We start from the raw sequence: 25,064 nt of genomic DNA, 5'->3' as shown, positions 1-25,064 counted from the left end.
GGATCCAGATATCACGTAAGTCGCGATCGCTTCGCCAAGCGAAGCGTCGGAACTCAGCCTGAAGCGGGTTACGCCGCCTTCCCGACCTTGGTCGCTTCCGTGACCTCGTTAATCTTGCCGGTCTTCACATCATAGATGTAGCCGTAGATCGGGATGTTTTTCGGCACCAGCGGATGCGAACGGATGCGCGCGACGTCCTGCGCGACGCTTTCCTCCTGATTCTCGATCGTGTGCCATTTGATGAAATGGCCGGCTGAACAGCCGCCGCCATGTTGCGGGTTCGACCAGTTCTCGCCGTCGAAACTCGCCGTCGCGAGATTATCATCCAGCAAGTCGCTCATGATCTCGTCGCAGAAGAGCTCCATGCCGCAATTGGTGTGGTGAATGACAAACCACTCCTTGGTGCCGAGCAGCTTGTGAGAAATGACGAGCGAGCGAATCGCATCATCAGATGCGCGCCCTCCGGCGTTGCGGATCACATGCGCGTCGCCTTCCGACAGGCCGGCATATTTCGCGGGATCGAGACGCGCGTCCATGCAGGTCAGGATCGCAAAACCGCGCGCCGGCGGCAGCGCAAGTTCGCTCTTGCTTCCAAAATTGGCGGCGTAAGCATTGTTCGCCGTTACAACCTCGTTGACGATCTGGCTTGCCATGTGTCTCTCCCGTTGCCCGTGTTGTTTCGAAGCTTTTTGACCTTCCTCAACATTGAAGCGCTTCAGCTTCCTTTTCAAGCAGACAAGGCGGACGATCTTCGTGACATAGTCGCTTGACGATCAGCGATATATATTCCGAGAGCGTCTGCGCTGATACTGTATAACGTTCACGCAGATGCGCAGGTCTAAGGGAGATGATTGTAACGCATGTCCGATTCCGCAGATTTTTTTCCTGGTTTCGCTTCGCATTGGATCGATGCGCCGGCTGGAAAGATATTCGCCCGCGTCCACGGCGAGGGCCGTCCCGTGGTTCTGTTGCATGGGTTCGGCGAGACGCATGTCGCCTGGCGCAAAATTGCGCCGGCGCTCGCTAAGCGCTTCAGCGTCGTTGCGATGGATCTGCGCGGCTATGGCTGGTCGGCGGTTCCTGCGAGCGAGAAGGGCGAGCAGTATACGAAGCGCGAAATGGCCGCCGATGTCGTCGCGGTCATGGAGTCGCTCGGCCATGTGCGTTTCGCGCTCATCGGCCACGACAGGGGCGCGCGCGTCGGCCAACGCCTCGCGCTCGATCAGCCCGGTCGGCTCGATAAGATGGCGCTCATCAATATCGCGCCGATCGACGATGATTTCGGCGACGCGGATTTGCAGCGGGTCGGACGCGCGCGTTTCCTGGCGGCTGACGCGCCCAAGCCGGAAGAGCTGATCGGGCTCGATCCGATTGGCTTTCTGGATGACGCGCTGATGAACGCAACCAAGGCGAAGTCGCTGGAGCCGTTCGGCGCGGACGCGCTCGCCGCCTATCGCCAGGCCTTCAACGACCCGGCGCGCATTCACGGCTTCTGCGAGGATTTTCGCGCCGGCGCCACGATCGATCGCGAGCATCTTGCGGCCGACAAGGCGGATGGCAAGAACCTCGCCATGCCCACGCTCATCGTCGCCGGCGCCGCGAGCTTCCGGGCGGACGGCCCTTCGCTTCTCAACGCGTGGCGCGAATGGGGCGACGATATCGCCGAGGCGCGCGTCGAGTCCGGCCTTTATCCGATGGAAGAGGCGCCGGCGGAGACGCTTGCCGTCCTGGAAAATTTCCTGTGAGCCTCTATCGCGGCAAGACCGTCGCGCTCGCCCTTGGCGGCGGTGGCGCGCGCGGCCTTGCGCATATCTGCGTGCTCGAAGCGCTCGATGAACTGGGCGTGCGGCCGGTGGCCATCGCCGGCGCCTCGATCGGCGCCATCGTCGGCGCCGCTTACGCCGCGGGCTTCTCGGGCGCGGCGCTGCGCGCCCACACTCAGGCGATTCTCAAGAACCGCATCGGACTCGCGCGCCGGCTGCTTCACGCTCGGGCGCGGGGGCGAAAGCGGCTTCTTTCCCGCGTCGCGCATCCGCTGCTGTTCGACGGCGAGCGCTTTCTTCACGCCTTCTGGCCCGAAGGCATGCCGGAACGGTTCGAGGATCTAAGCATTCCGCTGCAGGTCGTGGCCACCGATTTTCGTCGCCGAGTCGAGGCGGTCTTCGCCACGGGACCATTGCGTCCCGCCGTGGCTGGGTCGATGGCTATTCCGGGCATCGTGCGCGCCGCCACGAGCGATCACGGCTATTTCGTCGATGGCGGATTGGTCAATCCTCTTCCTTATGACCATCTCTGGGGCCTTGCCGACATTGTCATCGCCGTCGACGTCTCCGGCAATTTCGGCGTCGAGACTGGCAAGGGGCCGCCGTCCGCCTTCGAGACGATGATCGTCGCGAGCCAGATCATGATGAACGCGATCAGCTCGCGCATGATAGCCGAGCGGCCGCCCGACGTGCTCATCCGACCGGAAGTGCATCAATATCTCGCGCTGGACCTCTTCAAGGCGTCGCGCATTTTCGCCGCCGGCGACGCCTGCCGCGACACGCTGCGCCAGGGACTGGCGCAGGCGGCGCTGCGATTAGAGGCTCGGAGCAAGATCGTTTGAAGCCGATCGCAGATGCGATCCGCCTCAAACGTGAATCCTGCTCCATCCCTTAAATCAGAGCGCGCTTTACGCGAAAAACCAGATTCCACTTTTTCGCGAGCCACGCTCTAGCGCCGCGCCTGAAAGAATTCGCGAAGGAGCTGCGCCGCCTCGCTTTCGCGAATGCCGCCATAGACTTCCGGCCGATGATGGCAGGTCGGCTGCGAGAAAAACCGCGGCCCGTTCTCCACGGCGCCCCCCTTCGGATCGCTTGCCGCATAATAGAGCCGCCGAATGCGCGCGAAGGAAATGGCAGCCGCGCACATGGCGCAAGGCTCGAGCGTCACATAGAGGTCGCAGTCGACGAGGCGCTCTGAGCCGAGTGCGACGCAGGCTTGGCGAATCACAAGCATTTCGGCGTGCGCCGTCGGATCGCGATCGCGCAGCGCGCGATTTCCGGCGGCGGCGATGATTTCGCCATTGCGCATAAGCGCTGCGCCGACCGGGACTTCGCCTGCCGCCGCCGCAGCGCGCGCCTGCTCGAAGGCGGCGCTGAAAGGGTCCGTGCCATTCATTTGTATCTCTTCAGCGATCGCGCTTCAAAGCGCGCTTGCCGCCTGCTATCAGAACCCATGACTGAAAAGAACCGAAATACCCGCGCCGGCTCCCCCGGCGGCGATCGGCCCTTGCGCCGGCCCGCCAAGAAGACGCCGGCCGCACACGCCGGGCGCGAAGACTCGAGGCCAGCAAAGCCACGCTTCGACAAACCTCGCCTTGAGAAACCTCGCTTCGACAAACCTCGCTTGGACAAACCCGCCGCGCGCGACCCCGAAAGCGCGCGCGGCAAGCGCCCCGCCAAGTCCCCCGCCAAGTCCCCTGCCAAGTCCCCTGCCAAGCAGCGCGTCGCTGCGCCTGCGCCCGCGCCCCGCGAAGGCGCCTTTGAAGGCGATCGCATCGCCAAGGTTATGGCGCGCGCCGGAGTCTGTTCGCGCCGCGACGCGGAGCGTTGGATCACGGAAGGCCGCGTCGCCGTCAATGGTCGCGTGCAAACGAGTCCCGCCTTCAATGTGAGCGACAGCGACAAGATCACGGTCGACGGGGCGCCAATGCAGGCGCGCGAGCGCACGCGACTCTTTCTGTTCCACAAGCCCGCCGGCTATGTCACCACCGCGCGCGACGAAGAAGGCCGCGCCACGGTGTTCTCTTATCTTGAGGAACGCCATCCGGACCTGCCGCGGCTCGTCAGCGTCGGCCGGCTCGACATTAATACCGAAGGGCTGCTGCTGCTCACCAATGACGGCGGCCTCGCGCGCACGCTCGAATTGCCCGCGACCGGTTGGACGCGGCGCTATCGCGTGCGGGCGCATGGCGCGATCGATCAGGCGCAGCTCGATTCATTGGGCGACGGCGTGACGATCGACGGCATCCACTATGCGCCGATCGAGGCGCGGCTCGAACGCGAGCAAGGCGCCAACGTCTGGATCGCGATGAACCTCACCGAAGGCAAGAACCGCGAGATCAAGCGCGTCATGGCGCATCTCGGGCTCGACGTGACGCGGCTCATTCGCGTCTCATACGGACCCTTCCAGCTCGGCGATCTCGCGGAAGGCGCTGTCGAAGAAGTGCGATTGAAAATGCTGCGCGAGCAACTGGGCAAATCGCTTGCTGAACTCGCCGGCGTCGATTTCGCCGCGCCGCTGCGCGAGAAGGAGCCGGCGGAGCAGCAGGAGATTCGTGCGCGCGCCGAGAAGCGTCCGCGCAAACATGTCTCCACGCTGCGCAAAGAGCAGGACGAGCGCCGCGACGCCGGACCGCGGGCGCGCGTGACGCGCGGCGCGGTCGCCGATCGCAAGGGCCGCGCCGTCGCCGTTGAGCGGGTGACTCCGACGCGGCGGCGCGACGAGACGGCTGCGCCTTCGCGCAACGCCCGACGCTTCGATGCGATGCGCGCCGATGGCGCGCCGCACCAGCCGAAGGCGCGATCCGAACGCCCATCGCGCGACAGCAAGCCGCGCGGCGAGCGTTTCCTGCGCGAGGACGGGCGCCGCCGCGATGAGCGGGCCGCGCCCGAACAGCGCCGTACGCCGCGCTTCGACGAACAGCGCGGGGCGCGTCCGGCGACGCGAGCGCCGCGCGAGCGGAACGCCGAGGGGCGAGACGAACGCCCGCGCAACACGCAGCGATTCGAGAAGCGGCCGGACGACCGCGCGAGCGGTCAGAGAAATTATCGCGCGGCCAATCGCGATGACGCGCGGTTCGAAAAGCGTCCGCCGCGTCGCGACGGGGACGAGGCGCGACGGGACACGCGCGGCGCCAGCGCGACGCGCCAGGAGCGGCCACGGACATTCGACAAGCGCCCGGCGCGCAGCGGCGAGCGCGAATTTTCAGCTGGCGACCGCGCCACTCGCGAACGCAAATTCGATCAGCCCCGCTCGGGCGGAGATGCGCGGCCCTCGCGCAGCGGCGGACCATCTCGGGGCCCGCACAAAGGTCCACGCAGCGGACCAGGCAGAGGTCCCGCTGGCGGTCGAGGCGCGCCGCGCAAAGGACCGCCCAAAGGGCCCTTCAAGGGACCGCGCAAAGGGCCGCCGAAGGGACCACGCAAGCCGCGCGGCGCATAGACCATGCGCATCGTTGGCGGCGCCCTGCGCGGTCGAGCGCTTTCGGGACCACGTTCGCAGGCGATTCGACCAACGTCCGAACGGCTGCGCGAATCCGTTTTCGACATTCTCGCGCATCGCTTCGGCGATCCGGTTGCGGGCGCAAATGTCGTCGATCTCTTCGCCGGCGCCGGCGCGCTCGGACTCGAGGCCGTGTCGCGCGGCGCGGCGCGAGCGCTTTTCGTCGACGACGGCGCGGAGGCGCGCGCGTTGCTGCGCGCCAATATCGAAGCGCTGGGACTTGGCGGCGTCACGCGCATCTTTCGCCGGGACGCCACCAAGCTCGGCGCCGCGCCGGCGGGCGAAAGGTTTTCGCTCGCCTTTCTTGATCCGCCTTACGGCAAGGATCTCGCGACGCAAGCGCTTATCGCGCTTGTCGATGGCGACTGGCTTGCGCCGGACGCGATCGTCGTCGTCGAAGAAAGCGCCAAGGCGCAAGTCGACCTGCCGCCGAATTTGCTGCGCGAAGACGAACGCCGCTACGGCGACACGCAATTCGTCTTCGCGCGCTATATTCGTTAGCGCTCAAAGGAAGCGCTACACTCTCATATGGACTCGGGCTGATCCGTCGCTTGGACCTTGTCATTCCCGGCAGGCCGAAGGCCTGACCGGGAATCCAGAGCCGGTCCAAGAATGCTGGTCGTGCGCTGGATTCCCGATCACGCGCTTCGCGCGCGTCGGGAATGACAGCCGTTCCGTTCAAACGGATTTTTGAATCACTCAAAGGCGACTTGGACTTTCGTCACCGCGCGATCGAAAAGGCCGGTTGGCAAATAGCACAGCGGATTTGTTGCGAGCGGCGCTTCCTTGCAGTGCTCGTGAGCGCTTGTCCAGGCATAGCCTGACTGCGCCATGCAACCCAAAATATATTTGCGGATCAGGTGATTTGGATCCAAGCGGCGATTTTCGGGATATGCCGACTCGCCGTCCAATTCGCAGGCCGACGTTTTAATCTGCTGCGCTTTGAAGAAGGACGAGCTGGAGCCGATCAGTCCGGCTTCAGCGCCAACGACCATGATCAATCCGCCGACGAAGGCCATGACAGCCGTCACCTTGCTGACCCTGAACTGTCCGTCGAGCAATGAGAGCACGCCGCCTGCCGCCAAAGCGACGCCGACGAAGATCAACACGAGAATCATGACTGGTTCTCCGATGTCAGAGTAGTTTGATGGCGCCGTCGGATCAGAGACGGACATGCTGAGCAAAGGCCGCAGGCGGCGCCGGCGTATAGCCCCGATCCTTGCGCCTTCGTTCGACATGCTTCGCCGTCGATGGAAGAACGCAACGAGGCTCGATGGATTTGAGTGTGTGCTTCGAACGCAGCGCGGTCTGCGACTTAGTCACGAGCCTTGAAGCTTGGCTTCAAACCACAAAGACGCGTCAAAGCTTCTTCTTCAATTCATAGAGCGCGGCGAGCGCTTCGCGCGGCGTCATCTGGTCTGGATCAATCTCTTGAAGCGCGTCGCGCAATGCGTCCTTCGGCGCCGACGCCTCAGCGAGGCGTGCGAAGAGCGGCAGATCGTCGATCAAGGTCTCGACCGGCGCGCGTCGATCGGCCGCTTCCAACTCTGCGAGGATCGCATGCGCACGCGCGACGACGCTCGCCGGCAATCCCGCGAGCTGCGCGACATGCACGCCATAGGAGCGGTCGGCCGCGCCTTTGATCACCTCATGCAGAAACACCACATCGCCGGCGTGATCGGTCACCTTCATCGTCAGATTGACGAGGCGCGGCAGCCGCTTCGCAAGCTGCGTCAATTCATGGAAATGCGTGGCGAAGATCGCGCGCGAGCGATTCACTTCGTGCAGATGTTCGATCGTCGCCCAGGCGATAGAAAGTCCGTCGAATGTCGCCGTGCCACGACCGATTTCATCGAGAATGACGAGCGAACGCGGGCTCGCGCAGTTCAGGATCGCCGCAGTTTCGACCATCTCGACCATGAAGGTCGAGCGACCACGGGCGAGATCGTCAGAGGCGCCGACACGCGAGAACAGCCTGTCGATGACGCCGATGCGCGCGGACTGCGCGGGAACGTAGGAGCCCGTCTGCGCCAGGAGCGCGATGAGCGCGTTCTGACGCAGATAGGTCGACTTGCCGGCCATGTTCGGCCCGGTGACGACAGCGATTCGGCCGCCCTCCGTTCCGCAAAGATCACAGTCATTCGCGGCGAATGCCTTGCCGTGCGACTGCAGCGAAGCTTCAACGACGGGATGGCGTCCGCCGACAATCTCAAAATGCAGCGAGGCGTCGATCAGCGGGCGCGTCCAGCCGCGCTTCTCTGCAACTTCGGCGAGCGCGCCGTAGAGATCGAGCCGCGCGAACGCCTCGGCGAGACGCTGCAGGTCGTCGGCGCGCGCGCAAACGTCTGCGACCAGCGCGTCGAAGATCGCCAATTCGCGCGCCAGAGCGCGATCGGCGGCCGAAGCGATCTTCGCTTCGAGTTCGACGAGTTCGCGCGTCGAGAAACGCATCGCGTCGGCCATGGTCTGGCGATGCGTGAAGGTCGCGTCGAAAGGCGGCCGCAGCAGCTTTTCGCCGTTCGCCAGCGAAACTTCGAGAAAAAAGCCGAGAAAATTATTGTGCTTAATCCTGAGCTTCGTCTCGGTGAGTTCGGCATATCGCCCCTGCAGCTCGGCGATCACCTTGCGGCTTGCGTCGCGTAACCGTCTCGCTTCGTCCAGCTCGGAGTCGCGTCCTTCGCGAATGAAATCGCCGTTGCGCCTGTCGAGCGGCAGGCTATCTTTCAAGGCTGCGGCGATTTCGCCGGCCAGCGCGATGTCGGCTTGAGAAAGCGTTTGGGCCTCCGCAGCGATCTCCATTGGGGGATCGAGCTGCGCGAAAAGACCCGCGATGTCCCGCGCAGCGTCCAGCGCGACGCCGACGCTAGCAAGATCGCGCGGGCCGCCGCGCTCCAACGAAAGACGCGACAAGGCGCGAGAAAGATCCGGCGCGCGCGCGAGCTTCGCGCGAAGCGCGGCGCGCAGATCCGGCATTTCGAAAAAGCAGGCGACGGCGTCGAGACGCGCCGCGATCAATCGCGCGTCAGTCAAGGGCGCCGCGATCCGCTCGGCCAAGAGCCTGGCGCCGCCAGGCGTGACGGTGAGGTCGACGACCGAAAGCAGCGAGCCCTCGCGCGCGCCGGACAGCGTGCGCGTCAGTTCGAGATTGGCGCGCGTCGCCGCGTCGATTTCAAGTGCCGTCAGCGCGCGCAGACTTGTTGGGCGCGAAAGCGCCGGGCGCTGTCCCTTTTGCGTGCGCTCGACATAGAGAATGGCCGTCGCGGCGGCGGCGAGCTCACAGTCGCTGAAGGCGCCAAAACCTTCGAGCGTCGCCACAGTGTAGAACGCCATGAGGCGTCGCGCCGCGTCGGCGCCGTCGCCGATGTCGCGGCCGATCGGCGCGATGGGCGCGCCGGCGCCTTCGAAGAGCGTCGAAAGCGATGGGTCTCGGCACAGCGCGTCGACGGCGATGATTTCGCGAGGCTCCAGACGCGCGATCTCGGCGCCGAGCGCATTCTCTTCGCGCTCACAGACCGTAAAGGCGCCCGTCGAAATATCGACGCTTGCCAGGCCGTATCGCCAGCGCCCGTCCTCCCCGCGCAAGCGCGCCATCGCCAAGAAGGCGTTGTGCCTCGTGGGATCAAGCAGCGCGTCTTCGGTGATCGTGCCGGGCGTGACAAGCCGTACGACGTCGCGCCGCACCACCGATTTCGCCCCGCGCTTTTTGGCTTCCGCCGGGTCTTCGATCTGCTCGCAGACGGCGACGCGATGTCCGAGCGCAATGAGCTTTTGCAGATAGTCGTTGGCGCGCTCGACCGGCACGCCGCACATCGGAATGTCTTCGCCAAGATGCTTGCCACGCTTTGTCAACATGATGCCGAGCGCGCGCGACGCTGTCTGCGCGTCTTCAAAAAACAGTTCGTAGAAATCGCCCATGCGATAGAAGAGCAGGCAATCGGCGTTCGCCGCCTTGATCTCGATATATTGCGCGATCATCGGGGTCACGCGCGTCTGCGCCTCGATATTGAGATTTTGAGCAGGAACGGGCGCTGCGTGTTTCATCCAGCCAGTGTAACGGCGTCGCGGCGCAAGCGCCACGCGCGGCATGCGCTTGCATGTGGACGACGCGTCCGCCCGGGCCTAGATTCGGCTCTTGTTTGTCTGATTGGGATTGGGGACGTCGATGATCGCCGCCATCTATCGCCCTATTGTGCTTGCCGCCGCCGCCGCTTGGCTTTCTTCGGCCGCTTTCGCCGCGCAGCGCGTCGCGCCAGAATCGCCAATCCCGTGGCAGGTCGACAAACACCCCTTTGCGGCGAAAAGGGCGAATGAAGCGTTCAGCGGCTTTGCCTGCGGAACGAGCGGCATATGTGTGCTCGCCGTCGATGAAGGCCGCCAGGGCGCCTTCATGCGCATCAACGGCGAGCGGCTGGTCTATGTCGGGGAGCCCTTCGAATTCGATGGCGTGGAGAAGGAGCTCGACGCCGAATCTGCCGCCGTCGACGGCGGCTATTTTTACGTGGCCGGATCTCACGCCGCAAAGCGCCAAACATGCTGCGACAATTCTGACAGCCGACGTGTCTACCGGCTGACGACCGACGAGAACGGCCATATCGGAACGATGGCGCACAGCGAGCGCTTATGGGACGCGATGCGCGGCCTTCCCGAACTTGCGTCCTATGCCGTTCCCGGCGACTGCCGCTGCGACAAGGCGCCGGGTCGCAACCGCATCGACATCGAGGGCATGGCGGCGGCGAATGGGCGGCTGCTTTTCGCCTTGCGCGCGCCGAATGTGGAAGGAAACGGTTACATCGTCAGCGTCGATGCAAGGGCTCTTTTCGAGGGGGGCGATCTTAGACCCTCTCTCGCAACGGTTCCTTTAGGCGCCAACAAGGGCTTTCGAGATCTCGCAATCGCGGACGGCGTGGCGCTCGCTCTTGTTGGGCCCAGCGACGCCGAATCGTCAGCGGACTATTCGATCGTCGAGTTGCGCGGACTGACGACTGGCGTGGCGGTGCAGCCAAAAGAACTCGCAACGCTCGACCTGCAGAATGCTCCGCTAGGGAAGAAAGGCGCACCTATCAAGCCGGAAGCCCTTGCCCTGCTCGAATTGAACCCGAGACGCTATCGCCTGCTCGTGCTCTCGGATGGAGGCGAAGACGGCGCGCCGCTGGTCTTCAACATTCCCCGCAGGCCATAAGAGAAAGCCCCGGACGCACGCGCCTCCGGGGCTTTCTCATCGCATCGGATTAGCGCCACAGCGCCAGCAGGATGATGATCGGTATCGGAATCCCGAGCATCCACAGCAAGACAGACCGGAACATTTCATACCTCCACTTAGAAGCGAGAGAACGCCGCGACGCCGACGTTTTCATCGCGATGGCGTCCGCCAAGCGTCGCGCCGTACCACGCCGCCACCGCGCCGATGAGCATCGTCGCTGCAGAAAGGAAGGCGAGCAGGATGCCGGTCTTGCGCGCAGTCTCGGCCGTCTCCTTCGCCTTCGCCTGATCTTCACGCAGGCGTTCGGCGCTCAGATCCACGCGCCTTTCCGCTTCCTGCGGGGCGAGGCCGGAGCGAGAAGCGAGAACATTGACGAGATAGGCGCGATCTTCTCCGGAGATTTCGCCTGTCGCCAAGCCGCGCTCGACGATGCGTTTAACGATCGCGCGCGGATATTCGGCCGGCATCGTCACGCCCCGTGCGCTCACGTCGCCATCGCCGCGCATCAGAAAATCGACCCGCTCTTCGACCGGCGTAACCGTGGGCGCAAGCGCTGACGTCTCGGTTCTCGCGCCTTCTGCAGACGCCGCCGCGGAAACGCCAGTCTTTGCGAGCTGGAAGATTGAAGCGCCCGCGATCAGCGCGAACACCACGATCGCCGCGGCCCAGAGCACCAGACCATGGACGCCGTCGCGCACTTCCACCTCTTCTGGCGTAACGTCTCCGGCGCGCCGGCGCAGCCGTCCCGTGACGTAGCCGCCGACCGCAAAGCTCGAAACGGTGATCCAGAGCACCCAGAGCGTCAATGCGATCAGATGCACGATCAAGGACGCGCCGCCATAAGGCGACGTCATCGACAGGCCGATCGCCGAACCGAACGCCCCCATGATGAAGGAAATTGCTCCGGCGATCGTTGCGCCGGCGATGATGGCCGCCCAATCGGTGTTGGTCGACCGGCCAGACATGTCTTCGGCGGCCGCCACGGCGGCGGCTTCGCCGCGCGACGGCCTGACGTTGAGCCCCGTTTGCACGTAGTCAGTCATCTGCCGTCTCCTCAGCGCAGGCCAAGAAATGATAAAATCGCCAGGACGACGACGATGAGTCCGACGAGATAAATGATGCCATTCATTTTGAAACCTCCGCTTCGACCGCTGCTGCCCGGAATCCTGACCTAAGCCGCCGCTGGACAGCCGCGCATGCCCTAAACCGCTGACGCTTCGTCATTGTTCCGTGACGCTTTGCGCGGCCGCCCTGATCGGCAAACGCTTGTGGACGCAGCCACGCTCCGGTTATGGTCGGCGTGTTGCGTCGCAACAGCAAAGGGGCGGAGATGGCCGACGACATGGCGGGTAATCGGGCGGAAGGGGAACAGCGCGCGACGATATCGGACAAGGAGGCGCTGCTGTTTCATTCGCGCGGCCGGCCCGGCAAGCTCGCCGTCATCGCCTCGAAGCCGATGGCGACTCAGCGCGACCTGTCGCTCGCCTATTCGCCGGGCGTCGCCGCGCCGGTGCTCGCCATCGCCAAGGATCCTTCAGCGGCGTTCGATTACACGACCCGCGGCAACATGGTCGCCGTCATCACCAACGGCACCGCGATCCTCGGGCTCGGCGATCTCGGCGCGCTGGCGGCGAAGCCAGTGATGGAAGGCAAGGCCGCGCTGTTCAAGCGGTTCGCCGACATTGATTCCATTGATCTCGAGATCGATACGAAGGAGGTCGACGCATTCGTCAACGCCGTGCGGTATCTCGGCCCCTCATTCGGCGGCATCAATCTCGAAGACATCAAGGCGCCGGAGTGTTTCGTCATCGAGGAGCGGCTACGCGACCTCATGGACATTCCGGTGTTTCATGACGATCAGCACGGCACGGCGATCATCTCCGCCGCCGGCATGCTCAACGCGCTGCTGCTGACAGGCCGCGACATCGGATCGGCGAAACTCGTCTGCAACGGCGCCGGCGCCGCCGGCATCGCCTGTCTCGATCTCGCCAAAGCCATGGGTTTCGATCCGCGCAATGTCATCCTGTGCGACACCAAGGGCGTCGTCTATCGCGGCCGCCAGGAGGGGATGAACCAGTGGAAGAGCGCGCACGCCGTCGACACCACAGCGCGAACGCTCGCCGAGGCGCTGGAAGGCGCCGACATCTTCTACGGCCTCTCCGTCAAGGGCGCCCTGACGCCGAACATGCTTCGCGGCATGGCGGACAATCCGATCGTCTTCGCCATGGCCAATCCCGACCCGGAGATCACGCCGGAAGAAGCGCGCGCCACGCGCGCCGACGTGATCATCGCCACCGGGCGTTCGGACTATCCCAACCAGATCAATAACGTCCTCGGCTTTCCCTATATTTTCCGGGGCGCGCTCGACGTGCGCGCCAAGACGATCAACATGGAGATGAAGATCGCTGCGACGAAGGCGCTCGCCGATCTCGCGCGCGAGGACGTGCCGGACGAAGTCGCCAACGCCTACCGTGGCGCCCGGCCGCGTTTCGGCCGTGACTATATTATCCCGGCGCCGTTCGACCCGCGCCTCATCTCCATCATTCCGCCCGCCGTGGCGCTGGCGGCGATGGACAGCGGCGTCGCGCGCCGCCCCATCGTCGACATGAAGGCCTATCGCGCCGAGCTATCGGCGCGTCGCGATCCGATCGCCGGGCTGATGCAGACCATTCACGAACGCGTGCGGCGTGATCCCAAGCGCGTCGTCTTCGCCGAGGGCGAAGAGGAGCAGGTGATCCGCGCCGCGCTCGCTTTCGTCAACCAGGGCTTTGGACGCGCCGTGCTTGTCGGCCGGGAGGATCGCGTCAAGGAGGCGGCGGAAAACGCCGGCCTTGAACTTCCCGCGGAGATCGAAATCCACAACGCCAAACTCTCGAACCGTAACGCGGTCTATGCGCAGTTCCTGTTCGAGCGCCTGCAGCGCAAGGGCTTTCTGATGCGCGACTGCCAACGGCTGATCAATCAGGACCGCAATCATTTCGCCGCAGCGATGGTGGCGCAGGGCGACGCCGACGCCATGGTGACAGGCGTGACGCGCAATTTCTCCCACGCGCTTGAAGACGTGCGCCGCGTCATCGACCACAAGCCCGGCCACCGCGTCATCGGCGCGTCGATCATTCTCGCCAACGGCCGCGTCGTCGTCGTCGCCGATACGGCGATCACCGAAATGCCCGACGCCCACGAGCTGGCCGAAATCGCCATCGAGGCGGCCGGCGTCGCGCGCCGCATCGGACTCGAGCCACGGGTCGCCATGCTGGCGTTTTCGACATTCGGCTATCCGCCGGGCGAGCGCACGGCGCGCGTGCACCAGGCGGTCAACGTTCTCGACCAACGGCGCGTCGATTTCGAATATGAGGGCGAGATGGGCGCGGACATTGCGCTCAACAAGGATCTCATGAGCGCCTATCCGTTTTCGCGACTCACCGATACGGCGAACGTCCTTGTCATGCCAGCGTTTCATTCGGCGGCTATTTCGACAAAAATGTTACAGGAACTGGGCGGCGCGACCGTCATGGGTCCGCTGATCGTCGGACTCGACAAACCGGTTCAAATCGTCCAACTCGGCGCGACGGACACGGAGATCGTCAATATGGCGGCGCTCGCCGCCTTCGGCGTCGGCGGATGACCCACCCCCTTGATGGGTAGAGTCGCGCCGTAGGCGCGGGGTGGGGTGAACCGCGCGTCCCGCACCCTGCTCACCCCCACCCGCGCGGCTTCCCCGCGCGACCTCCCTTGGGAGGCGATCGCACATGAAGCAAGAGACTGACGCTGATGAACATTACGATGATTGGCTCTGGTTATGTAGGTCTGGTCTCGGGGGCCTGTTTCGCCGACTTCGGCCATAACGTCATTTGCGTCGACGCCGACGCGACCAAGATCGAGCGCCTGAAGCGCGGCGAGATTCCGATCTTTGAGCCCGGCCTCGACGAACTCGTCGCCAATAACGTCGAACAGAACCGCCTTTCCTTCACCACCGAACTCGAACCGGCGGTCAAAGGCGCCGACGCGGTGTTCATCGCGGTCGGCACGCCATCGCGGCGCGGCGACGGTCATGCGGATTTGTCCTTCGTCTACGCCGCCGCACAGACCGTCGCCAAGGCGCTCGAGGGATTCACGGTCATCGTCAACAAATCGACCGTCCCCGTCGGCACCGGCGACGAAGTCGAGCGCATCATGCGCGAAGTCAATCCGGACGCCGATTTCACCGTCGTCTCCAATCCTGAATTCTTGCGCGAAGGCGCGGCGATCGAGGATTTCAAACGCCCCGACCGCGTCGTCATCGGCGTCGAAGATCCGCGCGCGCGAGAAGTGATGGAGGAAATCTATCGTCCGCTGTCGCTCAACGCGCCGCCGCTGGTCTTCGTCGGGCGGCGCACGTCGGAGCTCACCAAATACGCGGCCAACGCTTTTCTGGCGACGAAGATCACCTTCATCAACGAGATCGCCGATCTGTGCGAAAAGGTCGGCGCCGACGTGCAGGAGGTCGCGCGCGGCATCGGCCTCGACAAGCGCATCGGCGGGAAATTCCTGCATGCCGGGCCAGGCTATGGCGGCTCCTGCTTTCCCAAGGATACGCTGGCGCTGATCAAAACCGGACAGGACGAAGGCGCGGCGCTGCGCATCGTCGAAACGGTGGTCGCCGTCAATGACGCGCGCAAGCGGGCGATGGCGCGCAAGGTGATCAACGCGCTCGGCGGCTCGGTACGCGGCAAGAAGATCGCGCTCCTGGGACTGGCCTTCAAGCCCAACACCGACGACATGCGCGACGCGCCTTCGCTCGCCATCGTCGCTTCACTCGCCGGCGACGGGGCGCAGGTGCATGCTTATGACCCCGAGAGCATGGCGCAGGCGCGTCCGCTGATGCCGGAGGTCACCTTCCACGACAACGCCTATTCGGCGCTGGAAGGCGCCGACGCGCTCGCCATCGTCACCGAATGGGACGCTTTTCGCGCGCTTGATCTCGATCGGGTCAGGAGCCTCTTGAAGCAGCCGATCATCGTCGATCTGCGCAACGTCTATCGCCCCGGCGACGTGCGCAAGCGCGGCTTCACCTATGTGAGCGTCGGACGGACGTGAGAAGAATCACGCGGAGATTTGCGAAATGACGGACGACGAAAGAGCCATTCGCGAATTGGTCGATGCGTGGATGGTCTCCAGCAAAGCGGGCGACCTGACAGCGTTGATCGATCTGATGACGGATGACGTGATTTTTTTGACGCCGGGGGGAAAGCCATTCGGCAAGGAGGCCTTCGTCGCCGCGTCGAAAAACATGAAGAACGTCGCGATCGAGGCACGCAGCGAAATCCAGGAGCTCTGCATTTTTGGCGACTGGGCCTATATGCGCAGTTACATCGAGATGACGGCGACGCCTAGAGACGGAGGCGCGCCTTTGCATCGGACCGGAAATACGTTGACGATTCTACGCAAGGAAGCCGATGGGCGATGGCGGCTGGCCAGAGACGCAAATCTTTTGGCTGCGGAAAAATCCTGAGCCGAAAAGATTTGCAACAGTCGTTTCGCGCAGCTACTGCGCCGCGAGTTGATTTCGGGATAGCTGCACGTCCCGTCGCGCCTTTTCTCGACATGCGACGGCGGGTCGAGAAAGGGCCTCGCGTCGCAAGACGTTAAGGAGAGACACCCCGCCCATATCTCCATCGACTGCCGCGCCAACCTCCAACCATTGTGCGGCGGCGCACAGCGTGCGGCGCGCGCCTAAGCGAGTTTGCATCGCCCTGCTCGCGATGTGGCCAGGCGCATTTTTTTCATGGAGGTTTATATGGCTAAGCAAGTTGCCCCAAAAGACGCGCGCGTCGGAAGCTACCATCCGCGAGTCGTCGTCAAATTCCGCGATCGCATAGAACTGCCCTACGACGCCACGGTGGAGAAGGAAATCGAGCGGCGGTTTCATGGCGCGTGGACGCGCCTTGCCGAGCAGTTCAAGGGCATTTCCATGGTCCCTCTCTTCGCTTCGAAGAAAGCGGACGAGATTCGCGACCTGATGGCGCGCGCCGAAGTCAGCGATCCGAGCTATCACGCCCCGGATTTCCTCGGCTATTTCGTGCTCAATGTTCCGGACGACACGGCGCCGGAGACCGTCGCGAGGATCGTTTCGCAGTGGCCGTCCGTCGAAAAAGCCTATGTCGAACCAAAGCCCGTCGAGCCGCCGCTGGTCAACGCCGCCGACGATCCGCGCAGCATGAATCAGGGTTATCTCGATGCCGCGCCAGACGGCATTGACGCGGAATACGCATGGCTTTTCGCCGGCGGCGACGGCGCCAATCAGGCGCTGGTCGATCTCGAATGGGGCTGGACGCTCAATCACGAAGATCTCACGGCGCATAACATCTCGATCATTTCCGGGCTGAACAATTCCTTCTTCTTCCACGGCAGCGGCGTGCTCGGAGAAATCTGCGCGGTCGACAATATGGTGGGCTGCGTCGGCGTCACGCCGAAGCTCGGCTCCGTGCGCGTCGTCGGTCAGTGGCTTTCGGGCGGCGGCTACAGCACATCTCAGCCCATCCTCGACGCCGTCGCGGTCATGAATTTCGGCGACGTGCTTCTGCTCGAGGCGCAGACGAGCTTCGCCGGCTACGTCAAAGTGCCGGTGGAGATCGAGCCCGCGGTGTTCGACGTCATTCGGCTGGCGACGGCGCTGGGCGTCGTCGTCGTCGAAGCCGGCGGCAATGGCGGCGTCGATCTCGATACGGTCAGTGTGAGCGGAGAACTCGTCTTCAATCGCGCCAGCGCCGACTTCAAAGATTCCGGCGCCATCATCGTCGGCGCAGGATCGTCGACCGCGCCGCATACGCGCCTTGGCTTCTCCTGCTTCGGCAGCCGCATCGACTGCTATGGCTGGGGAGAGAACGTCGATACGCTTTCTTCCGACAACTCTAACGTCGCGACAAACCTCTATACGACCGGGTTCAACGGCACGTCGAGCGCGTCGCCCATCGTGACGGGCGCGGCGCTCGCCGTACAGGGTCTGGCGCAAGCCGCTCTGGGCCATCGCTTCGCCCCGTGGCAGTTGCGCCAGATATTGAGTCATCCCGCCAATGGCACGCCATCGCAGACTCCTGCGGTCGACCGCATCGGCGTCATGCCCAATCTGCGCGCGATCATCGACGGCGACGTGCTCAGTCTGGCGCCCGACGTCTATCTGCGCGATTTCGTCGGCGATAGCGGCGACGCCCATATGGGCGCGATCTCGGCGAGCCCCGACGTCATCCTGCGTCAGAACGCCGTCGCCGATCCGCAAGCCGCCTTCGGCCAAGGCAGCGGCGTCGAGAACAGCGCCGCGCTCGGCTATGAGGCGGAGGCGGGCCAGGACAATTTCGTCTATGTCCGCATGCGCAATCGCGGCGGCTCGGCGGCGAACAACGTCGAGGCGACAGTCTTTTGGGCGCCGCCCTCGACGCTGCTGACGCCCGACCAATGGAATCCGCTGGGATCGACCACTCTGCCGTCCGTTCCGACCGGCGATCAGCTCACGGTTTCGGATGCGATCCAGTGGCAGGCCGCCGACATTCCGGCGCCCGGACATTATTGCTTCGTGGCGCTGATCGGCGCGACGGGCGATCCGGCGCCGGCCCCCGCGGATTTCCTCGACTGGGATAATTTCCGCAGCTTCATCCGCAACAACAACAATGTGACCTGGCGTAACTTCAACGTCGTGAACAATACGCCGCCGGCGGGCGCCCAGCCTCCGGGCTTCGTGGCAATGCCCTTCCTTATGGCCGGCGCGCCGGACAAGGCCCGCCGCATGCGGCTGGAGATCGCCAGCCGTCTGCCAGCCAAGGCGGAAGCGATGCTCGAGATGCCTTTGGAGTGGGCTGAACTCGTGAAGATCGCCGCGCGGCCCGTCAAAGGCGCCGACCGCGAGCGGCGGGGCGTCGTCGCCATCAAGTCGGCGGGACGCACGGCGTTCGCCGACGTCGTCTTCCCGGCGAAAGCGCGAATTGCGATGCGACTCCTCGTGAAAATTCCCGAGGACATGCGCAAGCAGGAGTTCGAGATCTACGCGCGGCAGATGTATGGCGATGAGGAAGTCGGCCGCGTGACCTGGCGTCTCGCGCCGCCGCGCAAGCCGCAATAACAAGCGGCGTCCTCACAAAGAACAAAGCGCCGGCCATGGGCCGGCGCTTTTTTGCGTTTGTGAACGACGCCTACTGCGCCGCGAGTTTGATCTCGGGATAGCTGCACTTCCCGTCGCTCTTCTCCTCGACATGGAGATGCGACGGCGGCTCGACGAAGGGAATGCCGAGCGTGTGCCAGACGTCGACGAGCGACTCGACGAGGTTCGCGATATGCGCCGACGTGTGGCAGGGCGTCGGCGTGACGCGCAGCCGCTCGCTTCCCTTGGCCACCGTCGGGTAGTTGATCGGCTGGATGTAGATCGAGTGGCGATCGAGCAGCATGTCGCTCGCAGCCTTGCAGAGCTCGGCGTCGCGCACCATCACCGGCACGATATGCGAGCCGTTTTCCAATACAGGCAGGCCGGCGGCGGCGAGGGCGTGTTTGGTGATATGCGAGGCGCGCTGATGCGCCGCGCGCAAATCCGGCCGGCGTTTGAGCAGGCGCACCGCGGCGCAGGCGGCGGCCGCGACGGCCGGCGGCAGCGCCGTCGTGAAGATGAAGGAGGCCGCGTAGGACCGGATCGCGTCAATGATGACGGCGTCGCCGGCGATATAGCCGCCCATCGTGCCGAAGCCCTTGGCGAGCGTGCCCTCGATCACATGGACGCGCCCCATCACGCCTTCGCGTTCGCAGATCCCGCCGCCGCGCGCGCCATACATGCCGACCGCATGCACTTCATCGACATAGGTCATCGCGCCATAGCGCTCCGCCAGCGCGACGATGTCGGCGACGGGCGCGATATTGCCGTTCATCGAATAGAGGCTTTCGAAGACGACCAGCTTGGGCCGATCGCCCGCTTCGATTAGCAGCTCTTCGAGATGCGCAAGATCGTTATGCCGGAAGATCTTCTTCTCGGCGCGCGAGCGCTTCACGCCTTCGATCATCGAATTATGATTCGAGGCGTCCGATAGAATGACGCAGTTGGGCAGAAGGTCGGCGATCGTCGAAATCGCCGCGAGATTGGAAATCCAGCCGGAGGTGAAGACGAGCGCGGCTTCCTTGCCGTGCAGATCGGCGAGCTCGCGCTCAAGCTCGACAATGGCGTGACTGGTGCCGGAAATGTTGCGGGTGCCGCCGGAGCCGGCGCCGACCCTGCCAGCCGTGTCGACCATCGCGGCGATCACGTCGGGGTGCTGACCCATGCCGAGATAGTCGTTGGAGCACCATATGGTCACGGGCTCGACCGAGCCGTCGTCGCGATGCCAATTGGCGAGTGGAAAAGCTTCGACGTCGCGCTCCAGATGCGCAAAGACGCGGTAGCGGCGCTCGTCCTTTAGACGGGAGACGGCGGCCTCGAAGTAACGCCGATAGACCATGCTCCAACCCTTTGATTTTTCTCTTTGCCCCCGAAACCGACGACAAGGCCCCCGTCCTGCCCGCCGTCTAGTTTGGACGTTTTCTTACATAGCCGATCCGCGCCTGAAAGGCGAGTGGCCGAATGACGCGCCCGCGCCTCTTTTCTTGCGCAACGCCGGGCCACCGCCAATGAAAACAATGGCGCCACGCATTGTCGGCGCCGCCCGGCGGCGTCAAAGCAGCGCCTTGCCTGGCTCCGCCGTCACCGAGGCTTTTTCGTCAGAAGCGTTTATGGGATGACCATCCGGCCTCGCGTGAGGTAACGAAGAGACGGGGGTGCGCGTGACGGCGATGAAGCTCTATACGAAAAAAGGCGACAGAGGCCAGACGAGTCTCTTCTCAGGCCGGCGGGCGGCGAAGTTCGATCCACGCGTGGCGGCGGTCGGCGATCTCGACGAATTGACGGCGAGCCTGGGTCTGGCGCGCGTCGTCTTCCCCGAGGCGAACGATCTTTTGAGCGGCGCGCAAAAGGCGCTCTACACAATCAGCGCCATCGTCAGCGCCGAAGCGCGGAAGATCGATCTTGCCTTCGACGACGCCGAGACCGCGGCGCTCGAAGCCGAGATCGATCGCGCGACCGACGCTCTGCCGCCGTTGCGCGATTTCATCTATCCGGGAGAGGCCGAGGCGAGCGCGCGTCTCCATATGGCGCGCGCCATCGCCCGGCGGGCCGAGCGCAGCGTCGCCGCGCTCGAAGAACCGCCGGCGCCCGAGAGCGCCCTCGCCTATCTCAATCGCCTGAGCGATTTATTGTTCGCGCTGGCGCGGCTCGCGGACCTGCACAGCGGACACGCGGATCGAATGCTCGGCGGGTGAGGTTTTGGGCGGCGGGTTAGCGCCGTGAGCCGACGTTGACCTGCGCGCATATGCCGGACATTCGCGGCGGTCTTGCCGTGGCCGCTATCGAACGGCAGGCCAACGGGAGCTCCCGACCGATTCCGGTCGGTCCGCTATGCCGGCAGCATGACCACCTTCGTCTTGACCGGCGTCCGGGAGTAGAGGTCGATCATGTCCTGACTGAGGAGGCCGGTGCAGCCGCTCGTGATGCCCTGCCCGATCGTCTCGGGGTCGCTGGTGCTATAGATCGTGTAGACCGTGTAGACGCCGTTCTTGTAAAGATACAGCACGCGGGCGCCGAGCGGATTTTCCAGACCTCCCGGCATGCCGCCGGCATATTTGCGCGCCTCCGGCTGGCGCGCGATCATTTCCTTGGGTGGCGTCCAGGTGGGCCATTCGGCCTTGCGCCCGATATAAACTTCACCGCTCCACAGGAACCCGGGGCGGCTGACATTGGCGCCATAGCGGGTGGCCATTCCGTCGCCTTCGATGCGGTAAAGGTGGAACTTGCCGGGATCGATGATGATCGTGCCGGGCGCTTCCTTGGAGGCGTAGCGCACTTTCTGGCGAAAATATTTCGGATCGACCTTGCTGATATCGACCGCGGGGATCGCGAATTTGTCGTTGGGAACCGGCCCGTAAAGCTTCGCCGCCTCGGCGCGCATCATGTCGTCGGACGACACGCAACCGGCGAGCCCGGCCGCGCCGAGACCGACGGCGGAGCCGACCAGAAACGACCGGCGGTTGAGACGCCCCGACGCAAGCCCAAGTCGAGCTTCCTCGTTTGTTTCGCCGGCGTCGGCTATCCCATCGTCCTTAATCATGATTTTGGAGTTCCCATGTCCAGTTGCCGACCAAAGAATACTCCGGCCCGAACCCGCTGAACGTCTTTGCTGAGCCGAGACCTTGCCATCACTTGCTTTTCGGAAAGTAAAGAACGTCGGCTTTGACCGGAAATTCCGGTCATTCTGTGGCGGCGAGACTACAAATCAGCGCCATCGTCAGCGCGAAAGCGCGGCAGCTCGATCTTGCCTCTGACGACGCCGAGACCGCGGCGCTCGAAGCGGTCGCCCGCGCCCGAGAGCGCGCTCGCCATCTCAATCGCCTAAGCGATTTATTGTTCGCGCTGACGCGACTTGCCGATCAGCAAAGCGGACATGCGCGGCCCAGCGATGCCCCATCATCCATGGATGATCGGAAGCGCCTGAGGCTGGATCAGGATCAAGAGGCCGTAGACGAAGATGATAATGCCCATGGCCTGCGCCACGGCGGGACCCCACGGCAAGGTCTTCTCGGCGAAAACGATCACCGTCACGCTCGCAAGCGCGGCGACGTTCATCATGCCAAGAGGAAACATGATCGCGCAAAGCAGCCAGCAGCAGCCAAGGCACCAGGCGCCGTGATGCGCGCCCATCTGCAGGGCGCCGAGCGTCCCCTCGCGCCAGGAGGTCATAATGAAGCCGATCGGCGTGCGGCACTTGGTCAGGCAGAGCTCTTTCAACGGCGTGAGCTGGTAGAGCCCGGCGGCGATGAGGATCAACCCGCCGACGCGCCCTTGCGTCGGCGCCGAAAGATCCAGACGCGCGGCGGCAGCCTCCGCGGCGAGCGCGCCAATATAAGCGAGGAGGCCAGACGCCATCCAGACGAGCAGATAGCCGGCGAGGAAGGCCCATGTTCCGACGAAGGCCTGTCCCCGTTTGCGGCGCGCGGCCTGCGTCTTGTGGAAAGTGAGCGCCATCGGCGCCACCGTCGGAAACATCATCGCAATCGTCATCGCCAGCCAGACGGCGATGAAGAGCGGCGCGCCGAGGCCCATGGACGGCGAGGCCATGCTGCTATGGGCGTCATGACGTGCCCCTTGCCAGATCAGAAGCGCCCACGCCGCGACCGACAAGGCGATCAGCAAGGCAAGGATCGCGTTACGCTGAAGCGCGATCAGGTCCACGCGCGTCTGTTCGATGCGGGGGGCGCCATCCGTCAATTCGACCACTCGATCGGCGCGTAATGCCCGTTCCGGCCCGAATTATTCCAGTCCATGCCGTGGTCGCTGAAATGATTTCCCGTGCGGCCGACGCCGAAAGCGATTTTCTCCGGCGCGAGCGGATGCCCGGTCATGCCCCAGATTTCGCCGCTCGGATGCATGCTCGCGAGCGGATCGACGGCGACGGCGAGAATGCCCGGGATTTCGACGAAGCGTGATTTTCCCTCGATCGTGTAATGGATCGATGTCTTCCTGACGCCGAGATGCGTTCCGACCAAAGGCGCGAAAGCCGCCATCGGTCCGCCTTCGTCGCCGCCGAAAATTGCGCCCAGAGCGGCTGTCTGTTCGTCGGTTGCACGCTCGTCGATATAGACGGCGAGCGTCCAGTCGCCCTCCGCCATTGGGCCTGGCGCATGCGCTGCGAGCGCCACATTCAGCCCATCCAGCGCCACGTCGCCATAATGGCCTTTGTCGATGTGGAACGCCAAAATGTTGTCGCAGCACCCTTGTGTCGGAGTCGCCATCATGGCCTTGGTCGAGACTAGGCAGGGACAGACGATGTCGCAATTGCAGTTCTCGAGATAGTCGCCGACAAAGCGCCACTTCGTTCGCGTCGCCATTTTCTGCTTTCTCCCCGGCGGTAATTTGCGGACCTAGAAAGGCTCCTTGAAGGGCCGAAGGTCCATTTCGTGAGTCCAGGCGCTGCGCTTCTGACAGTGCAGCGCCCAATAGGCGTCGGCGATGTCGTCGACGGCAAGGACGCCGTCCGCGCCTTTGGAGCGCGCGTAGTCGGCGAAATTCGTCGCCGCATATTCGCCCGCGATCACGCCGTCGACGACGATATGGGCGACATGAACGCCCTTCGGACCGAACTCGCGCGCAAGGCCTTGGGCGACGGCGCGCAAGGCGGCTTTGGCGGCGGCGAAGGCAAGAAAGGGCGGACGCGCGCGCAAGGACGCCGTTGCGCCGGTGAACAGGATCGTGCCTTGTCCGCGCTGGGAGAAGCGCCGGGCCGCCTCCCGCCCGACGACGAAGCCGCCGAGAGCGTTTTGTCGCCACAGGCGCTCGAAGAGTTCGGGCGTCGTGTCCTGAGTGGAAGCGGCGACATTGCTCCCAACATTGTAGGCGACCAGCGCGAGGTCGCCGTCGCGGTCTGCTTCGTCGAAGAGGGCGGCGACATCGGCTTCGCTCGTGGCGTCTGCGACTTTGATCGCGACCGCGCCGCCCGCGGCGGCAATCTGCTCGGCGACGATTCGCAGCCGCTCCGGCGTGCGGCCCGCGACCATGACGCGGAGCCCTTCGCGCGCGAAACGCCGCGCCAACGCGGCGCCGAGGCCCGACTCGGCGCCAACGCCAGTCACGAGCGCCACCCCCCTATTCGCCATCGCCGGTTCTGTCATGGCGCGTCAATTCTCTTCGGCCGCGCTCGCGTCATGCGCGCCCAAAGAGAAGAATGAAGTTGTTCGCCGGCATGTCCATAATTTTCTTAAGCGCGATATTATGTGCGTTGGCGGCGCGTTCGAGATCACGCACGTCCTTAAGGCCCCATTCGGCAATCTTGGGCGCGAGGATCTCCTGATCGAAAGCGGCGTTTGACTCGGTCGTATAACTGCCGTCAACCTTGAAGGGTCCGTAGATCGCGACAAAGCCATTCTTGGTCAACACGCGGTCGGCGACTTGAGCGATGCCGTCGCAGATCGAGACCGGCGCGACCTGGAAGAGGTTCACCACGAAAATGCCGTCGTAGAGCCGATCGCTGGCGCTGGGCCAGGTCTGTGGTTCAGTCAGATCGATTTTGATGGGATCGAAGATATTCTTGCCGCCTGCTTCGTCGCGCTTCTTCTTGATCGAATCGAACACTTCGACGTCATAGTCGGAAGGCTGAAACGACAGATTTGGGAAATGCGGCGCGAAATAGTTGATGTGGTTGCCAGCGCCGCTCGCAAGTTCCAGCACATTGCCGCTGTTCGGAAAGATCACTCTGAACATGTTGAGAATCGGATCACGGTTTCGATTCCCGGCCCACGCAACATAGGGGCTGAGCGGATGCGGATCGATCGGCGGACGGTCCGCAGGCACATTGATGGACATGGCGGTCCTCCTCGGCTTTCCTCGACGCTTGCGCCGCTCGCCCAACGGCGCGGAAGCGTCGAACGCTTCGCGGCCTTCATTTTTGGATCTTGTTCCGGCCCAAGCCGTCGGAAGCTTTATCGATTGTCGCCGACGCGGTAAAATTCGAAAATCTTATGAACTCATTCGGGGAACTAAACCCCTAGACGAGCTGCCGTCGAC

At 63.9% G+C, this 25,064-nt stretch carries 21 protein-coding genes; 10 read left to right on the top strand and 11 right to left on the bottom strand.

Translation table 11 applies throughout. From position 1 onward, the window contains the following. Positions 1 to 68: 68 nt before the first annotated feature. Entirely contained in the window at positions 69 to 653 is a 585-nt protein-coding gene (locus IYW40_RS08530) for a carbonic anhydrase (RefSeq protein WP_175094991.1), read from the bottom strand. Positions 654 to 860: 207 nt separating this feature from the next. On the opposite strand from IYW40_RS08530, the gene IYW40_RS08525 reads away from it, so the two are divergent. Both IYW40_RS08525 and IYW40_RS08520 read left to right on the top strand, forming a co-directional pair. Then, positions 861 to 1,745, top strand: coding sequence for an alpha/beta hydrolase (locus IYW40_RS08525; protein ID WP_196400252.1), 885 nt, complete (start codon positions 861 to 863; stop codon positions 1,743 to 1,745). Then, positions 1,742 to 2,605 carry a patatin-like phospholipase family protein gene (locus IYW40_RS08520; RefSeq protein ID WP_196400251.1) on the top strand — a complete coding sequence of 288 codons (864 nt, stop codon included), beginning with the start codon at positions 1,742 to 1,744 and terminating at the stop codon, positions 2,603 to 2,605. The genes IYW40_RS08525 and IYW40_RS08520 overlap by 4 nt, the downstream gene beginning before the upstream one ends. Before the next feature lie 107 nt (positions 2,606 to 2,712). Here IYW40_RS08520 and IYW40_RS08515 read toward each other — a convergent pair whose 3' ends face one another. Further along, positions 2,713 to 3,159, bottom strand: coding sequence for a nucleoside deaminase (locus IYW40_RS08515; RefSeq protein WP_196400250.1), 447 nt, complete (start codon positions 3,157 to 3,159; stop codon positions 2,713 to 2,715). 228 nt (positions 3,160 to 3,387) lie between these two features. On the opposite strand from IYW40_RS08515, the gene IYW40_RS08510 reads away from it, so the two are divergent. Together IYW40_RS08510 and rsmD are read left to right on the top strand one after the other, a co-directional pair. After that, positions 3,388 to 5,205 carry a pseudouridine synthase gene (locus IYW40_RS08510; RefSeq protein WP_246720724.1) on the top strand — a complete coding sequence of 606 codons (1,818 nt, stop codon included), beginning with the start codon at positions 3,388 to 3,390 and terminating at the stop codon, positions 5,203 to 5,205. Positions 5,206 to 5,208: 3 nt separating this feature from the next. Then, complete coding sequence (gene rsmD, locus IYW40_RS08505) at positions 5,209 to 5,766, top strand: 16S rRNA (guanine(966)-N(2))-methyltransferase RsmD (protein WP_196400248.1); 558 nt, start codon at positions 5,209 to 5,211, stop codon at positions 5,764 to 5,766. A gap of 194 nt (positions 5,767 to 5,960) precedes the next feature. Here the strand turns inward: rsmD and IYW40_RS08500 are convergent, their stop codons facing one another. Together IYW40_RS08500 and mutS are read right to left on the bottom strand one after the other, a co-directional pair. Continuing rightward, positions 5,961 to 6,383 carry a hypothetical protein gene (locus tag IYW40_RS08500; RefSeq protein WP_196400247.1) on the bottom strand — a complete coding sequence of 141 codons (423 nt, stop codon included), beginning with the start codon at positions 6,381 to 6,383 and terminating at the stop codon, positions 5,961 to 5,963. A 241-nt stretch (positions 6,384 to 6,624) separates the two neighbouring features. Then, the gene (mutS, locus tag IYW40_RS08495; RefSeq protein WP_196400246.1) at positions 6,625 to 9,306 is read right to left on the bottom strand and encodes a DNA mismatch repair protein MutS; all 2,682 of its coding nucleotides are present in this window, start codon (positions 9,304 to 9,306) and stop codon (positions 6,625 to 6,627) included. 121 nt (positions 9,307 to 9,427) lie between these two features. Here mutS and IYW40_RS08490 point away from each other — a divergent pair, with 121 nt between their 5' ends. Further along, positions 9,428 to 10,444 (top strand): DUF3616 domain-containing protein, encoded by a 1,017-nt coding sequence (locus tag IYW40_RS08490; RefSeq protein ID WP_196400245.1) that lies wholly within the window; start codon positions 9,428 to 9,430, stop codon positions 10,442 to 10,444. A gap of 137 nt (positions 10,445 to 10,581) precedes the next feature. Here the strand turns inward: IYW40_RS08490 and IYW40_RS08485 are convergent, their stop codons facing one another. Then, positions 10,582 to 11,508: a hypothetical protein gene (locus tag IYW40_RS08485; protein ID WP_196400244.1), complete on the bottom strand. Its 927-nt coding sequence runs from the start codon at positions 11,506 to 11,508 to the stop codon at positions 10,582 to 10,584. A gap of 287 nt (positions 11,509 to 11,795) precedes the next feature. Between IYW40_RS08485 and IYW40_RS08480 the strand changes: the two genes are divergently transcribed. From IYW40_RS08480 to IYW40_RS08465, 4 genes are all read left to right on the top strand, one after another. Further along, the gene (locus IYW40_RS08480) at positions 11,796 to 14,090 is read left to right on the top strand and encodes an NADP-dependent malic enzyme (RefSeq protein ID WP_196400243.1); all 2,295 of its coding nucleotides are present in this window, start codon (positions 11,796 to 11,798) and stop codon (positions 14,088 to 14,090) included. A 146-nt stretch (positions 14,091 to 14,236) separates the two neighbouring features. After that, complete coding sequence (locus IYW40_RS08475) at positions 14,237 to 15,541, top strand: UDP-glucose/GDP-mannose dehydrogenase family protein (protein WP_196400242.1); 1,305 nt, start codon at positions 14,237 to 14,239, stop codon at positions 15,539 to 15,541. 25 nt (positions 15,542 to 15,566) lie between these two features. Then, positions 15,567 to 15,956 carry an SgcJ/EcaC family oxidoreductase gene (locus IYW40_RS08470; RefSeq protein WP_196400241.1) on the top strand — a complete coding sequence of 130 codons (390 nt, stop codon included), beginning with the start codon at positions 15,567 to 15,569 and terminating at the stop codon, positions 15,954 to 15,956. Positions 15,957 to 16,241: 285 nt separating this feature from the next. Next, complete coding sequence (locus IYW40_RS08465) at positions 16,242 to 18,557, top strand: S8 family peptidase (RefSeq protein ID WP_196400240.1); 2,316 nt, start codon at positions 16,242 to 16,244, stop codon at positions 18,555 to 18,557. 70 nt (positions 18,558 to 18,627) lie between these two features. On the opposite strand, the gene hemA is transcribed toward IYW40_RS08465, so the two are convergent. Beyond that, positions 18,628 to 19,914: a 5-aminolevulinate synthase gene (gene hemA, locus IYW40_RS08460; protein WP_196400239.1), complete on the bottom strand. Its 1,287-nt coding sequence runs from the start codon at positions 19,912 to 19,914 to the stop codon at positions 18,628 to 18,630. A gap of 316 nt (positions 19,915 to 20,230) precedes the next feature. Here hemA and IYW40_RS08455 point away from each other — a divergent pair, with 316 nt between their 5' ends. Continuing rightward, positions 20,231 to 20,770: a cob(I)yrinic acid a,c-diamide adenosyltransferase gene (locus IYW40_RS08455; RefSeq protein WP_348644258.1), complete on the top strand. Its 540-nt coding sequence runs from the start codon at positions 20,231 to 20,233 to the stop codon at positions 20,768 to 20,770. A gap of 134 nt (positions 20,771 to 20,904) precedes the next feature. On the opposite strand, the gene IYW40_RS08450 is transcribed toward IYW40_RS08455, so the two are convergent. The 5 genes from IYW40_RS08450 to IYW40_RS08430 all read right to left on the bottom strand — a co-directional run bounded on the left by IYW40_RS08450 (position 20,905) and on the right by IYW40_RS08430 (position 24,863). Continuing rightward, entirely contained in the window at positions 20,905 to 21,615 is a 711-nt protein-coding gene (locus tag IYW40_RS08450) for a L,D-transpeptidase (protein WP_175093758.1), read from the bottom strand. Positions 21,616 to 21,971: 356 nt separating this feature from the next. Next, positions 21,972 to 22,781: a DUF2182 domain-containing protein gene (locus tag IYW40_RS08445; protein WP_348644257.1), complete on the bottom strand. Its 810-nt coding sequence runs from the start codon at positions 22,779 to 22,781 to the stop codon at positions 21,972 to 21,974. Next, on the bottom strand, positions 22,769 to 23,392 hold the full coding sequence (locus IYW40_RS08440) for a DUF1326 domain-containing protein (RefSeq protein WP_196400238.1): 624 nt from the start codon (positions 23,390 to 23,392) through the stop codon (positions 22,769 to 22,771). Before IYW40_RS08440 ends, IYW40_RS08445 begins: the two co-directional genes overlap by 13 nt. 33 nt (positions 23,393 to 23,425) lie before the next feature. Continuing rightward, on the bottom strand, positions 23,426 to 24,172 hold the full coding sequence (locus IYW40_RS08435; protein ID WP_196400237.1) for an SDR family NAD(P)-dependent oxidoreductase: 747 nt from the start codon (positions 24,170 to 24,172) through the stop codon (positions 23,426 to 23,428). Between the two features lie 31 nt (positions 24,173 to 24,203). Further along, a complete protein-coding gene (locus IYW40_RS08430; RefSeq protein WP_196400236.1) occupies positions 24,204 to 24,863 on the bottom strand; it encodes a DUF938 domain-containing protein in 660 nt (219 codons plus the stop codon). Positions 24,864 to 25,064 lie beyond the last annotated feature (201 nt).

Source organism: Methylocystis sp. H4A (assembly GCF_015709545.1).
Lineage (GTDB): Bacteria > Pseudomonadota > Alphaproteobacteria > Rhizobiales > Beijerinckiaceae > Methylocystis > Methylocystis silviterrae.
This window is presented reverse-complemented; position numbering and strand designations above follow the sequence as displayed.

Bases quoted from the DNA above. Each gene is read 5' to 3' on its own strand.
- IYW40_RS08440 (WP_196400238.1), bottom strand. From the start codon at position 23,392: ATGGCGACGCGAACGAAGTGGCGCTTTGTCGGCGACTATCTCGAGAAC.
- mutS (WP_196400246.1), bottom strand. From the start codon at position 9,306: ATGAAACACGCAGCGCCCGTTCCTGCTCAAAATCTCAATATCGAGGCG.
- IYW40_RS08465 (WP_196400240.1), top strand. From the start codon at position 16,242: ATGGCTAAGCAAGTTGCCCCAAAAGACGCGCGCGTCGGAAGCTACCAT.
- IYW40_RS08530 (WP_175094991.1), bottom strand. From the start codon at position 653: ATGGCAAGCCAGATCGTCAACGAGGTTGTAACGGCGAACAATGCTTAC.
- IYW40_RS08430 (WP_196400236.1), bottom strand. From the start codon at position 24,863: ATGTCCATCAATGTGCCTGCGGACCGTCCGCCGATCGATCCGCATCCG.
- IYW40_RS08485 (WP_196400244.1), bottom strand. From the start codon at position 11,508: ATGACTGACTACGTGCAAACGGGGCTCAACGTCAGGCCGTCGCGCGGC.
- IYW40_RS08470 (WP_196400241.1), top strand. From the start codon at position 15,567: ATGACGGACGACGAAAGAGCCATTCGCGAATTGGTCGATGCGTGGATG.
- IYW40_RS08450 (WP_175093758.1), bottom strand. From the start codon at position 21,615: ATGATTAAGGACGATGGGATAGCCGACGCCGGCGAAACAAACGAGGAA.
- IYW40_RS08435 (WP_196400237.1), bottom strand. From the start codon at position 24,172: ATGACAGAACCGGCGATGGCGAATAGGGGGGTGGCGCTCGTGACTGGC.
- IYW40_RS08525 (WP_196400252.1), top strand. From the start codon at position 861: ATGTCCGATTCCGCAGATTTTTTTCCTGGTTTCGCTTCGCATTGGATC.
- hemA (WP_196400239.1), bottom strand. From the start codon at position 19,914: ATGGTCTATCGGCGTTACTTCGAGGCCGCCGTCTCCCGTCTAAAGGAC.
- rsmD (WP_196400248.1), top strand. From the start codon at position 5,209: ATGCGCATCGTTGGCGGCGCCCTGCGCGGTCGAGCGCTTTCGGGACCA.
- IYW40_RS08500 (WP_196400247.1), bottom strand. From the start codon at position 6,383: ATGATTCTCGTGTTGATCTTCGTCGGCGTCGCTTTGGCGGCAGGCGGC.
- IYW40_RS08475 (WP_196400242.1), top strand. From the start codon at position 14,237: ATGAACATTACGATGATTGGCTCTGGTTATGTAGGTCTGGTCTCGGGG.
- IYW40_RS08490 (WP_196400245.1), top strand. From the start codon at position 9,428: ATGATCGCCGCCATCTATCGCCCTATTGTGCTTGCCGCCGCCGCCGCT.
- IYW40_RS08480 (WP_196400243.1), top strand. From the start codon at position 11,796: ATGGCCGACGACATGGCGGGTAATCGGGCGGAAGGGGAACAGCGCGCG.
- IYW40_RS08515 (WP_196400250.1), bottom strand. From the start codon at position 3,159: ATGAATGGCACGGACCCTTTCAGCGCCGCCTTCGAGCAGGCGCGCGCT.